This window comes from Streptomyces sp. CNZ301 (assembly GCF_004217425.1).
In genome coordinates, this window is sequence record NZ_SHLG01000001.1 from 5,298,647 (window position 1) to 5,311,268 (window position 12,622).

The window sequence follows — 12,622 nt, forward strand, 5'->3', positions numbered from 1 at the left end:
GCCGGGGGCGAGGCATGCAAAGCAGCGTGCACCGGTTCGTCCGCCTGCTGCGCCTGTTCGGGCTGCGGGTGTCGGTTTCGGAGGCGATGGACGCCATGCGGGGGGCGGCCCAGCCCGGAGTGCTGGACCAGCGGGAGACGCTGCGCGAGGCGCTGCGGATGACGCTGGTCAAGGACCGGCGCGACGACGCGCTCTTCGACGAGCTGTTCACGGCGTACTTCTCGCTGCTGCCGGTGGGCGCAGGGGACGACGGGCACGGCCACAGCCACGAGCACGACGACCTCACCGACGACGGCACACTGGAGTCCTTCACCGTCTCCGAGGAGCCCTCGGAGCTGCCGGAGCAAGGCCACAGCCACGACAAGCCCGCCGATATCCGCGACTACTTCGACCAGCGGGACATGTCCCAGCAGTACAACCTGCACCAGGAGGCCAACAAGGTCGATATGGCCTCGATGACCGATGAGATCGTGCTGTCCAAGGACCGTGCGACCGGAGCCACGGACGAGGCCCCGTCCGTCCAGCTGGAGACCGAACGGCTGCACGGCGCAGGCGTCCCCGGACAGCTCGCAACGGCGACCGGGCAGCGGATAGACACCGAACTGACCGTCGCCCAGCAGGACGCCCTCTTCGGGTGGCTCGCACAGGAGGCCGATGACGACGACGCCGACGACGCCGAAAAGGAGGCCCTCGCCGCGCTGCGCCGGCGGCTCGCCGGAGTCATCGAGAACCTGCCCGAGCTGTTGCAGCGGCACTTGGAGCGGCTGGCAGGACTGGAGACGGTGTCCCAGGAGTCCGCACAGCCCGCCGAACACGCCCGCCTCGAATCGGTCGACGAGGACGAGCGGGCCCAACTGGAGGAGGCGCTGCGCCGGTTGGGGCACTCCATGCGCGGCGCGCTGACCAGCCGTCGCCGGGCCAGCCCGCGCGGCCGGGTGGATGCGGGGCGCACCATGCGCCGGAACATGCGCTTCGGCGGCATCCCGTTCCGTCCGGTCACCACGGTCCGGTCCGAGGACAAGCCGCGGGTGGTGGTGCTGGCAGATGTGTCGCTCTCGGTACGGGCGACCGCACGGTTCACCCTGCACCTCGTCCACGGCCTGCAGTCGCTCTTCGGGCAGGTCCGCTCCTTCGCCTTCGTCGACGAACCCACCGAGATCACCGAGCTGTTCACCGAGCATCCACTGGAGCGGGCCCTCGGGCTGGTCTTCGACGGGCTGCCGGCCGGCGGCCTGATCGACACTGACGCCAACTCCGATTACGGCCGGATCTTCGACCTGCTGCTGGCCGACCACGCGGCGGCCCTGAGCCGCCGCACCACCCTGGTCGTCCTGGGCGACGGCCGGGGCAACGGGAACGACCCGCGGACCGGCACGTTCGAGGAGATCACTCGCCGGGTCCGGCAGACCGTCTGGCTCACCCCCGAACCCCGCTATTCCTGGGGCCTGGGCGCCTGCGACCTGCCGCGCTACGCGGAATTCTGCGACCGCGTCCAGGTGGTCGCGGACCTCGCCGGGCTGCAGCGCACGGCCCACCGGATTGCGGCGGAGGGGACCGGGCGATGAGCGTTTCCGATCTGCGCCGCGCGGCGCAGCGCATCGATCCGCTGGGGCCGCACCAGCCCGGCCGGTACGCCGACCAGGTGGTCGCCGTGATCCGGGAGAGCCCGCCGAGGGGCGGCGACCCGGGCCCTGCGCCGATCGTGCGGACCGAGCACTTCCGTCTGCGTCGGCATGGCCGCCTGGTCGAGGTGGGCCACTGGCTCCGCCCCGGCCAGCTGGACAACGACCTGGCGGGGCTGCTGGCGGAGGAGCTGTTCGCGCCCGGCTGGCTGTCCGGACCGGACGTCTTCGAGCGGGTCTTCACCGGTGTGGTGCGCTCCTGCGTGGACGGGCCGCTGACCGCCTGGACCACGTTCTACGAGAACACGCTGGCCCGTATCCGGGCGTGCTGGCAGGATCCCGCGGTGGCCCACGACCACTCGTCCATCGCGGGATTCGCGCCCGTCTACCGCCGCACGCTGGAACTGGTCGAGGCGGCGGGCACGGTGCTCGACATGGGCTCCTGCTTCGGGTTCCTGCCGCTGATGCTCGCCCGCCGCCCTGGGCAGACCGTGATCGCCTCCGACCTGTCGCCGGGCACGATGCGGCTGCTCGGAGCCGTCGCCGAAGCGCTTGGCCTGCGCCTCGGCACTCTGACTTGCGACGCCTCACGGGTACCGCTGTCGGACGCGTCGGTGGACACCGTCACCGTCATCCACCTGCTCGAACACCTCGATCCCCGGCACGGCGATGCGGTGCTGGAGGAGGCGCTGCGGCTCGCACGGCGGCGGGTCGTGGTCGCGGTGCCGTACGAGGACGAGCCGACTTCCGCGTACGGCCACGTCCGGTGCTTCGACCAGGATCAGCTGGAACGGCTGGGTCGCGGCACGGGCAGCCCGTTCACTGCCACCTCGCACCATGGCGGCTGGCTGGTCCTCGAAACCAGCTGATCGCCGCGCTCTCCGCGGCCGTCAGATCACGCCCATCTTGCTCGCCTCGTACACCGCCTCCGCACGGCTGCTGGCGTCCAGCTTGCGCATGATGTTGCGTACGTGGAACTTCACCGTCGTCTCGGAGATGAACAACCTCGCGCCGATGACACGGTTGCTCAGACCGTGGGCGAGCAGTTCCAGTACCTTCAACTCCCGCTCGGTGAAGGTGGCTTTCTCGGGCTGCGGATCGGTCTGGACGCGCATGCTGCGGACCATCGCGGCGGCCGAGCGGGAGTCGAAGGCGCTCTCGTTGCGGGCCACCGCCCGGATGGCCCGCAGCAGTTCGGTGGTGTCCACGTCCTTGACGACGTACCCGCGCGCACCGTGCTGGATGGCGGCCGCCACCAGGGAGTCGTCCAGGAAGGTGGTGAGCACCAGCACCGCCAGGCCCGGGTGCCGCTCGGTGAGGTCGGCGCACAGGCTCAGGCCCTCGGAGTCGGCGCCCGTCGACAGCTTCAGGTCCAGCAGCACGATCGTGGGGCGGGCGTGTTCGATGACGGCTATCGCCTCGGCTGCCGTACTGGCCTCACCCACCACCTCCAGGTCCTCCTCGCGCTCCAGGATCGAGCGGAGCCCGTGCCGGACGATGGCATGGTCGTCGACCAGGATGATCCGTACGGGGGAGGCCAGCGGCGCGGCCGCCGCCTGCGCTTCAGCATTCATCGGATACCTCCTGTTCGACGCCCACCGGCAGGGGGATGCCCACGCGCAGCAGGATGCCGCCCATTCGTGACCTGCGGATGGACAAGATGCCGCCCAACTCCTCGGCTCTGGCGGCCATGTTCGCCATCCCGCAGTGGCGGCCCGAGGCGTCGCCCGCCCGGGACAGCTGCAGTGCCCGCCGCAGCTGGGCCGGATCGCCGCTCCCGTCGTCGGAGATGCTCAGCGTGACGGAGTCGGGCAGATACCGCAGCCGCACCAGCGCCCGGTCGGCCTTGCCGTGCGTTGCGGAGTTGAACAGCGCCTCGCCCGCCAGCCGCAGGACCGACTGCTCGGCCTGCGGCGGCAGCGGTACGGGGCTGCCCTCGATCCGGACTCGCACTTCCAGGTCGGTGGTCTGGTGGACCGTGGAGAGCCGCTCCAGCATCACAGGAAGCGGACCTGATGGTTCGTCGGAGGTGTGGTGCAGGGCGTAGATGGCGTTACGCAGCCGCTCCACGGCCTGCCGGTTGAGGTCCTTGGCCGAGGTCAGCCGCAGCGCGATGTCCTCGGCCGCGCCGCCCGTCGCGGCCAGTTCCGCCCGGCACACCTCGATCGTCATACCCGCGCTGAGCACGTACTGCGTGACGCTGTCGTGCAACTCCCGGGCTATCCGGTGTCGTTCGTCGTCCAGCGCCTGCCGCTGCATCGCCCCCAGAAGCAACTGCTGTGTCTCGGCCAGCTCGGCGCTGCGCGCCGCCAGGTCCCTGGCCTGACGCTGGGCCGCCTCGGACAGCTGCTCGGTACGGCCCCGCAGCCGGGTGGCCGCGTGGAAGAGGAAGGAGTTGTGCAGGGCTACGGCGGCCTGATTGGCGAGCACCCGGAGGATGGCCAGGTCGGTGGAGGCCACCTCGACACCGGCGCCGGGCCGGGCCACGATCCCGCCGACCGGTTCGTCGTCCAGCGTCATCGGCGCCCGGACCCAGCCCTCGCCTCCCGGTGTGGACTCGGCTTCCCAGGGCCGGGTGCGCAGCACCTCCAAATGACTGCGGACCTCGGCGGGCAGCCGCGACTCGTCGTCGATCAGGACGTCGTCGGCGTACAAGAGGAACCGTGGCCGCGCGGCTCGCAGCGCGCCGTCCGCCACGGCCAACAGCAGCCAGCGCGCCTGCAGATGCTCGGCTGCCGCCCGTACTACCGCCTCGACCAGTGCCCGCGGCCCCTCGGCGGTGCGGACCAGGGCGCGCGAGATGCCGTCCAGCGCCTCCACGGCGCGCTCCAGGCGTTCGGTCGAGCGGATGTAAGCGGGGTAGTACGAGCGTTTGCCCGAGCGCAGGCCGGTGAGCATCCCGAGGTCGGCGGTGGCCGGCGGGCGCCGGTCCGGTTCGTTCATGGCGGTCACGGGATCACCTCACAGGGCTGCGCGGAAGAGCGCCTCGATGTCCCGCACCTCCACGTCCCTGGGGTTGGTGGCCAGGCAGGCGTCCTTCAATGTCGTGCGGGCAAGCCGGGGCACGTCCGCCTCGGTGACGCCGAGGCTGGAAAGCTTCTTCGGCACGCCCACCGCGTCCGCCAGATCGCGGACCTTCTCGGCGAGGGCGTAGGCCAGTTCGTCCGACGGCGCGCCTTCGGAGGGAAGCCCCGCGGCCGTGGCCAGCGCCCGGTAACGCTGCGGCATCACATCGGCGTTGAACCGGATGACGTGCGGCAGCAGGACGCCGTTGACCACGCCGTGCGGCGCGTCCAGCAGGCCGCCCACCTGGTGGCTCATGGCGTGTGTGGCGCCCAGGATCGCGTTGGTGAAGGCCATTCCCGCCTCCAGTGAGCCCTGGGCCATCGCGAGGCGCGGATCGACTTCGTTGGGCCGGTGCTGGGTGCCCAGAAGATGACCGGTGATCAACTGGACGGCGTGCAGGGCGTGGTTGTCGGTCAGCAGATTGTGCGCCTTGGAGACGAACGCCTCGATGGCGTGGGTGAGCGCGTCCAGTCCGGTCGCCGCGTTGAGCCACTCCGGCATGGTGGTCAGCAGTCGTGGGTCGATCACCGATATCTCCGGCACGAGCGTGCGGCTGATGATGGTGATCTTGATGTGTTCCGCTGTGTCGGTGATCACCGCGAACTGCGAGACGTCCGCCCCGGTGCCCGACGTGGAGGGCACCATCACCGTGGGCGGGATCGGATGCACGACTTTGTCCACGCCCTCGTACCCCAGGATGCGCCCGCCGTTTCCTGACAGGATCGCCACGCCCTTGGCCGCGTCGATGCACGAGCCGCCGCCCAGCCCCACGACCACGTCGCAGCCGCTCGCCGCGTAATGCTCGTACGCGTCCGCGATTTCGTGGTCTTTCGGGTTGGGCGTCACCCCGTGCCACACAGTGGGGCGCAACCCGGCCACCCGGAGATGACCCAGCGCCTCATCCACCCAACCCGCCTCGATCAGTCCGGGGTCGGTGACCAGGAACGGCCGCCGCCCGCCGATCCGCAACACACAGTGACCCAGCTCGGCCAGCGATCCGGGGCCGAAGACGACCTCCGGGGCGTGGAATTTGGCGAGTTGGGAGGGCTCGCGTTCGTTACCTGGTGTGATCCGCTGCGGGCCGGCCAGCTCCTCGGGACGTGTGTCGGCGTACCAGTCACCGACCGACCGCTCACTCCCGGTCATGATGGGGCCTCCCGGCAGATGAGGCACGGGACCTCCAAACTGCGGAGTCATATTACGCAGGTCACAAGGCACCGCCAGGGTTTGCGCGACATCCAAAGACTTAACAGAGCCGTGACGTGCAGTAAACAAGGTAGGGGCGCTCACTCGCGCCCAGCACTCTCCAATGTGGCGCGCCGACCTGCCCGATCGGACAGGTGCACTCCAGGACAATGCGCCGGACAATGATCGCCGGCGCGTGCCGATGGGCATGTCGACGATGAAGAAGCCGGGAAGTGCTATGTCTGAGCATCTGGGACTTCGGCAGCGACGGGCCGCGCTGGAGGACGAATGGGCCCGTCGGGTACCGGAGTTGAAGAGGGTCCGCCGGGTTCTGCCCGGCGGCGCGGCGCTGCGCCGCGAGGTCACCGAGTCCTGGATCCGCTCGCTGGACTCCGTCGACCCGCGGCGGGACAGCGCGCCGACCGCCGATGGCGGCGCGGTGGATCCCCGCTGGTCCAGGTCGCTGCTGCGGGGCCCGGTGACGGCGTTGGCCGACGAAATGCGCAGCATCGCCGACGACGCGGGATTCGTCGCCGCAGTCACCGACGAGTCCGGCACCATCCTGTGGACCTGCGGCGGACGCGTCATGCGGCGCCGGGCCGAGCGCGTCAACTTCGCGCCCGGAAGCCGCTGGGACGAGCTGGCAATGGGCACCAACGCGTTGTCGCTCGCGCTGCGCACAGGCCGTCCAGCCACCGTCTTCTCTGCGGAGCACCTGGTCGCCGCGCTGCACGGCTGGGTCTGCTACTGCGCACCGATCCGCGCCCAGGACGGGCGGATCCTGGGCGTACTGGACCTGTCCACCACCTGGGACCGCTCGCACCCGCTGGCAATGTCGACCGTACGGACCCTGGCGACCAGCATCGAGGCCTGCCTGGGGACCGCTCCCGACTGGCCGGCCGGCGGGTCCGGCCCCGGCACCGGGTCCGGTACCCGTACCGGACCCGCATCCGAGGTGCGGCTGTCCTGCCTGGGCAGCGAAGAGGCCGTACGGGATGGCGCCTCCCTGCGGTTGCGGCCCCGTCAGCTGGAGATCCTGACGCTGCTCGCGCTGGAGCCCGACGGCTACTCGCCGGACCGGCTGCGCGAAGCGCTCTACGGCGACCGGCCGGTCACCGCCTCCACGTTCAAGGCGGAGGTCTCTCATCTGAGGCGCGCGCTCGGGGGCGCCGTCGCCACCCGCAAGTACGCCCTGACGACCGCCGTGACCTGCGATGCCGTCGAGGTCCTGCGGGCGCTTGAGCGCGGTGACATCGAGACCGCTGTGCGGCACTACTGCGGCCCGCTGCTGCCCGGCTCCGAGGCACCGGGCATCGTGGCCTGGCGCGCGCACCTGGAAGTCGCCGTACGAGAGGCCGTACTGGCCAGTGCCCGCCCCGAACATGCGCTGCGCTACGGCGAGTACGCGCCGTTCGACGCCGAGGTGCACGAGCACGCCCTGGGCGTGCTGGGCATGGACGACGTCCGCCGCGGGATCGCTGCCGGGCGGCTGCGAGCGGCGCTGCGGGCCTGACAGCCCTCAGAAATCCGGGTCACACAGTGTGCCGTAGGGCATGCCGTGCCGAGTCCCTGTGCGTACACCTGCCATGCCCGTGCCGTGTGCACGGGGTTCGCCAACCTTTCGCCAACCTCGTGCAGTCACGGTGAGCCGTGTCACGACGGCGTTGCCGTCACGTCACCCGCACATTGATTCCCAGCGAGGAGCGCAGCAATGGTGTACTCCCAGCCAGGCACGGACGGCAGCATCGTCAACTTCGCCCGGCAGTACGAGAACTTCATCGGTGGCGACTGGGTCGCCCCCGTCAAGGGCGTGTACTTCGACAACGCTTCACCGGTGGACGGCAAGAACTTCACCCAGGTGGCCCGGTCCTCCGCCGAGGACATCGAACTCGCCCTGGACGCCGCCCACGCCGCGGCCGCCAAGTGGGGCCGTACGTCCGCCACTGAGCGGGCCAACATCCTGAACAAGATCGCGGACCGGATCGAGGAGAATCTCGAAAAGCTCGCCCTCGCCGAGACCTGGGAGAACGGCAAGCCGATCCGCGAGACCACGGCCGCCGACCTGCCACTGGCGGTGGATCACTTCCGCTACTTCGCCGGTGTGGTGCGCGCCCAGGAGGGCAGCATCGCCGAGATCGACGAAGAGACAGTGGCGTACCACTACCACGAGCCGTTGGGTGTCGTGGGCCAGATCATTCCGTGGAACTTCCCGCTGCTGATGGCGACATGGAAGCTGGCACCGGCACTCGCGGCCGGCAACTGCGTGGTTCTCAAGCCCGCTGAGCAGACCCCGGTCAGCCTCCTCGTGATGATCGAGCTGATCGCCGATCTGCTGCCGCCCGGAGTCGTCAACGTCGTGAACGGCTTCGGCGTCGAGGCCGGCAAACCGCTGGCTTCCAGCCCGCGGATCGCCAAAGTGGCCTTCACCGGTGAGACCACCACGGGCCGCCTGATCATGCAGTACGCGAGCGAGAACATCATCCCGGTCACCCTGGAGCTGGGCGGCAAGAGCCCCAACATCTTCCTGCCCGACGTCACCGCCGCCGACGACGACTACCTGGACAAGGCCGTCGAGGGTTTCGTGATGTTCGCACTCAACCAGGGCGAGGTCTGCACCTGTCCGTCCCGCGCGTTGATCCACTCCTCGATCTACGACGAGTTCATGGCCCGCTGCGTCGAGCGCACCAAGGCCATCAAGAGCGGTAGCCCGCTGGACCCGGCAACCATGATCGGTGCCCAGGCCAGCAACGACCAGTACGAGAAGATCCTCTCCTACATCGACATCGGCAAGAAGGAAGGCGCCGAGCTGCTCACCGGCGGCAACCGGCGCAGCGTCGCCGGCCTCGAGGGCGGCTACTACATCGAGCCGACCATCTTCCGCGGCACCAACGACATGCGGATATTCCAGGAGGAGATCTTCGGCCCGGTCGTCTCGGTCACGACGTACGACTCGGTCGACGAGGCGCTGAAGATCGCCAACGACACGCTGTACGGCCTGGGGGCCGGCGTGTGGACCCGGGACGGCAACACCGCGTACCGCCTGGGCCGGGAGATCAAGGCGGGCCGTGTCTGGACCAACTGCTACCACGCGTACCCGGCCCACGCCGCCTTCGGCGGTTACAAGAAGTCCGGCATCGGCCGCGAGAACCACAAGATGATGCTGGACCACTACCAGCAGACCAAGAATCTGCTGGTCAGCTACTCCGCGAAGAAGCTCGGATTCTTCTGATGGGCACCCGCACCGGACGCGTCGAACTCACGCCTGCAGCCGAGGAGTTGGTGAGCGCTCTGATCGCCCGGCACGGCCCGGTGATGTTCCACCAGTCCGGCGGATGCTGCGACGGCAGCGCGCCGATGTGCTATCCGCGGGGCGAATTCCGGGTCGGTGGATCGGACGTGCTGCTCGGCCACCTCGCCGGGGACACGCCGTTCTGGATGAGCGCCGACCAGTTCGCGTACTGGTCGCACACCTACCTCACCGTCGACGTGGTCCCTGGCCGGGGTAGCGGCTTCTCCCTCGAAGCCCCAGAAGGCGTTCGCTTCCTGCTCAGGTCGCGGCTGCTGACCGACGAGGAGGTGGCGCGCACAGAGTCCGAGCCACCGCTCCCCACAGGAGCCGATACCGAGGGATAGCGGGGTGACGGGGCGGTGCCCTCACGCCCAACCGGCAAGCACCACCGCGCCGACGCAGGAGCGGTGGTGGCCAGGGGCCGGACACCCAGGTGCCCGGCCCCTTCGGCCTTGCAGCTCCCCCGTGCGCGTGTTCCGATCCTTCGGTCTCCGCGCCCAGAAAAGATGCGAGCGACCCCGGGTCCCGAGATCGAATGCAGACGGATCCGAGCTCGGCACCCAGGCGAGTTGCGTCCTGAGCACGGCGTATCGCGGAATGTAATGGGAGTGCTTGCTGAAGGCACCCCCGTATGGCTCGAACCTGCGACAGTTCAGTGGCGTGGGCCGGTCGCTCGGACTCAGCCACTCACCCGGGGCGACTCCTCCCTCTGCAGGGACCCCGCAGACACCGTGGGGAGCTCAGTTGACTGCTTGCTGACGCATAGTCACAAGTAACCCTACTGGTAGGGCAATTGCTCGCCCTGACCTGCGAACAATGCAGGGCGTAACTGGTGCCCCCGGCAGGGGACCACACAGAAGGATGACGGCGCTGACCAGGGACTTCAGGCCGGGCGACTGGTAATCAAGGGCACCTTCGAGCTCGTCGGCGGTATGCGCTGCGGGTAGTTGCAGGACCGGGCCCCGATTCTCTGTCGGCGGTCGAGTGGCACGCCGACGGATCGGGTCGAGACGGTGATCCCGAAGGACGATCCAGGATCGTATTCCAGGTGAAGGCGTTGGATGAAGAGGGGCACGTGCTCAAGTCCTCCGGCATCGTGACCCTGACCCACTGAAGGTGGCACCCATGACAGAGCCACGTCCCGATCCCGAGCGTCGGACCCACCTGGGAATGCGGCCCGGCGAACTCGACGGCAAGTGGTACGCGAAATACTGGAACCCCGTGATGGCTCCGCTGCCGGATCACATCAAGGAGGCGATCGATCTCGGTCCGCAGGCGCCCCCGTTGTGTCTGGACCTGGACGACGTGAGAACACTGAGCGAGGCCGGATACCAGGAGCTCGAAAACGGATACAGCCTCTTCGACGACGGCTCCATGCACATCGCCACACTGACTCGTATGCCGGGCGTGTCACCGGAAATGGTGGACTGGTGGTTCTGGTGGCACGCCACGGAGACCCAGCGTTACAAGCTGTGGTATCCGCGTGCCCACCTGTACGCGGACTGGTCCGGTGATGCGGGGGACCGGAGCGCTCCCAACCGTGACAGGTATGTCGGCGGCACCTCGTTCGTGGACGAGTACGTCGGCAATGTGCTCGGTCGGCTCGCCATTCGTTTCGTTCATCCCAGCAGTCTGGGATTCAGCGACTGCACGCTCGATCCGGACAAGGCAAGCGTTGTCTGCGGCAGAGTGGGATTCTCCGATGTACCGCTTGACTGGGGCCATCTGCTCCACCATGTGCGCCGGGTGAACGGTGGCGCCGAGATCCGTTCGCGCTTCTGGATGGGCGGGAGGTACGTCGCCCCCCGTGGAGAAGCCTCCCTGACCGGTGAGCTCGAAACGATCGGCGAGGCTGTGCGGCATCTGGGCGACGGGCAGGCCCGCGCCATGGTCGTGCACTGCTCACAGGAGATGAATCACCTCGCCGCGTTTCTCCCGGACATCTTCGACGAGTTCAACCGCAATGAACGGGAGTGAACGGGCCGGACATCCGGCCCGGGATTCGGGCCACAGGCGCGGTGCGGGAACACCCGGCGAAGGGAGCGGACATGGCGAAACAGATCGAGGGCAGGGTGCTGCGGCGCGGTGACTACCACTACGAGAGCCGGCGCCGTGAGGCCTGCTGGCACTCGGGAGTCCCGGACCGCTACCCCGAGGTGATCGTGCTGGCGATCAACGAGGACGACGTCGTCGGAGCGGTGGGGCTGGCCAGGGAAGAAGGCCTGCAGATCGCGGTACGTTCCGGCGGCCACAGCTGGTCCGGGTCGCATCTGCGCGACGGCACGGTGCTGATCGACCTCTCCAATCTGCGCCATGTGGCCGTCAGCATGGAGGCGATGACCGGCACCGCCCAACCCGGCATCAAAGGGTCGGAACTCAACTCGATGCTTGCGCAGAACGAACTCTTCTTCCCCACGGGTCACTGCACGGGCGTCTCCATCGGCGGTTACCTGCTGCAGGGCGGATTCGCCTGGGCCGGGCGGGACTACGGACCGGCCTGCATGTCGGTCACCGGCATCGACGCGGTCACCGCGAGCGGCGAGCTGATCCATGCCGACGAGACCCGGAACGCCGACCTGCTCTGGGCCGCGCGAGGCGCCGGCCCCGGCTTCTTCGCCGTCGTCACCCGGTTCTACATCAAGCTGTACCGGCGCAAGAGGGTCACGATGAACAGCGGCTACTTCTGGCCCGCCTCCGCCGCGCGGGACGTCTACGGTTTCGTTCACGAGATCGGCCGTCACACGCCCACGGAGATCAATCTCATGTGCAACCGAGACCCGATGACGAACGACGAGCCGCTCATCTCCCTCAATGCCACCGCCTTCACCGACACGGAGGAGGCGGCCACGGAGCAGCTGTCGGTTTTCGAGTCCTGCCCGGCACGCGCTCACGTGCTCACCACGCGGCTCAACAAGGTGACGGACACGGAAACCCTGAGCCGGGTCGGCTCCGATCCGCACTACGACGAAACCAAGCGCTATCTGGCCGACAACATGTGGACCCACGCCGCCTTCGATGACCTGTGGCCCAACTTCGAGGCGATGCTGAAGGCCTGGCCCCCGGCACCTTCGCACATGGTGCTGTTCAACTGGGGAGGATACGAGGGGCAGCCCGAACGTCCGCCGATGGCCTATTCGGTAGAAGACGAGCTGTACTACGCACTGTATGCGGCCTGGACCGATCCGGCTGACGACCAGAAGTACACAAGCTGGGTGACCGACCACATGCGGGCTTGGGAGCCGTACGCCACCGGCATCCAGTTGGCCGACGAGAACCTGATCAACCGCCCCTACCGCTTCGTGAGTGACGAGAACCTCCGACGGCTCGACGACCTCCGCGCCACATGGGATCCCGATGGGCTCTTCGTCTCCTGGCTCGGCCGCGCCGAGCCAGGAGACGAGGCCGCGGAACCGTCCGGAATGCGTCGGAAACGTGCCGGTGACCCGTGACGGCACGATCA

The 12,622-nt window shown here is 68.6% G+C and carries 10 protein-coding genes; 7 read left to right on the forward strand and 3 right to left on the reverse strand.

The window, feature by feature from the left end; all coding sequences use genetic code 11:
- Positions 1 to 14 precede the first annotated feature (14 nt).
- Complete coding sequence (locus EV375_RS22785) at positions 15 to 1,565, forward strand: VWA domain-containing protein (protein ID WP_130301277.1); 1,551 nt, start codon at positions 15 to 17, stop codon at positions 1,563 to 1,565.
- Positions 1,562 to 2,491: a mycofactocin oligosaccharide methyltransferase MftM gene (gene mftM / locus EV375_RS22790; protein WP_130301278.1), complete on the forward strand. Its 930-nt coding sequence runs from the start codon at positions 1,562 to 1,564 to the stop codon at positions 2,489 to 2,491. The genes EV375_RS22785 and mftM overlap by 4 nt, the downstream gene beginning before the upstream one ends.
- A gap of 21 nt (positions 2,492 to 2,512) precedes the next feature.
- Here mftM and EV375_RS22795 read toward each other — a convergent pair whose 3' ends face one another.
- Genes EV375_RS22795 through EV375_RS22805 form a run of 3 tightly spaced genes read right to left on the reverse strand, consistent with a single transcriptional unit; the run spans position 2,513 to position 5,834 of the window.
- On the reverse strand, positions 2,513 to 3,196 hold the full coding sequence (locus EV375_RS22795; RefSeq protein WP_130301279.1) for a MadR family response regulator transcription factor: 684 nt from the start codon (positions 3,194 to 3,196) through the stop codon (positions 2,513 to 2,515).
- Positions 3,186 to 4,565, reverse strand: a complete 1,380-nt coding sequence (locus tag EV375_RS22800) for a MadS family sensor histidine kinase (protein ID WP_130302053.1) — start codon at positions 4,563 to 4,565, stop codon at positions 3,186 to 3,188. The genes EV375_RS22795 and EV375_RS22800 overlap by 11 nt, the downstream gene beginning before the upstream one ends.
- A gap of 18 nt (positions 4,566 to 4,583) precedes the next feature.
- A complete protein-coding gene (locus EV375_RS22805) occupies positions 4,584 to 5,834 on the reverse strand; it encodes an iron-containing alcohol dehydrogenase (RefSeq protein WP_130301280.1) in 1,251 nt (416 codons plus the stop codon).
- Between the two features lie 277 nt (positions 5,835 to 6,111).
- On the opposite strand from EV375_RS22805, the gene EV375_RS22810 reads away from it, so the two are divergent.
- The 5 genes from EV375_RS22810 to EV375_RS22830 all read left to right on the forward strand — a co-directional run bounded on the left by EV375_RS22810 (position 6,112) and on the right by EV375_RS22830 (position 12,611).
- The gene (locus EV375_RS22810; RefSeq protein ID WP_130301281.1) at positions 6,112 to 7,386 is read left to right on the forward strand and encodes a helix-turn-helix domain-containing protein; all 1,275 of its coding nucleotides are present in this window, start codon (positions 6,112 to 6,114) and stop codon (positions 7,384 to 7,386) included.
- Positions 7,387 to 7,584: 198 nt separating this feature from the next.
- Complete coding sequence (adh, locus tag EV375_RS22815) at positions 7,585 to 9,102, forward strand: aldehyde dehydrogenase (RefSeq protein ID WP_130301282.1); 1,518 nt, start codon at positions 7,585 to 7,587, stop codon at positions 9,100 to 9,102.
- Positions 9,102 to 9,506, forward strand: coding sequence for a DUF779 domain-containing protein (locus tag EV375_RS22820; protein WP_130301283.1), 405 nt, complete (start codon positions 9,102 to 9,104; stop codon positions 9,504 to 9,506). Before adh ends, EV375_RS22820 begins: the two co-directional genes overlap by 1 nt.
- 781 nt (positions 9,507 to 10,287) lie before the next feature.
- On the forward strand, positions 10,288 to 11,139 hold the full coding sequence (locus tag EV375_RS22825) for a DAPG hydrolase family protein (RefSeq protein WP_130301284.1): 852 nt from the start codon (positions 10,288 to 10,290) through the stop codon (positions 11,137 to 11,139).
- 71 nt (positions 11,140 to 11,210) lie between these two features.
- Positions 11,211 to 12,611 carry an FAD-binding oxidoreductase gene (locus EV375_RS22830; RefSeq protein ID WP_130301285.1) on the forward strand — a complete coding sequence of 467 codons (1,401 nt, stop codon included), beginning with the start codon at positions 11,211 to 11,213 and terminating at the stop codon, positions 12,609 to 12,611.
- Positions 12,612 to 12,622 lie beyond the last annotated feature (11 nt).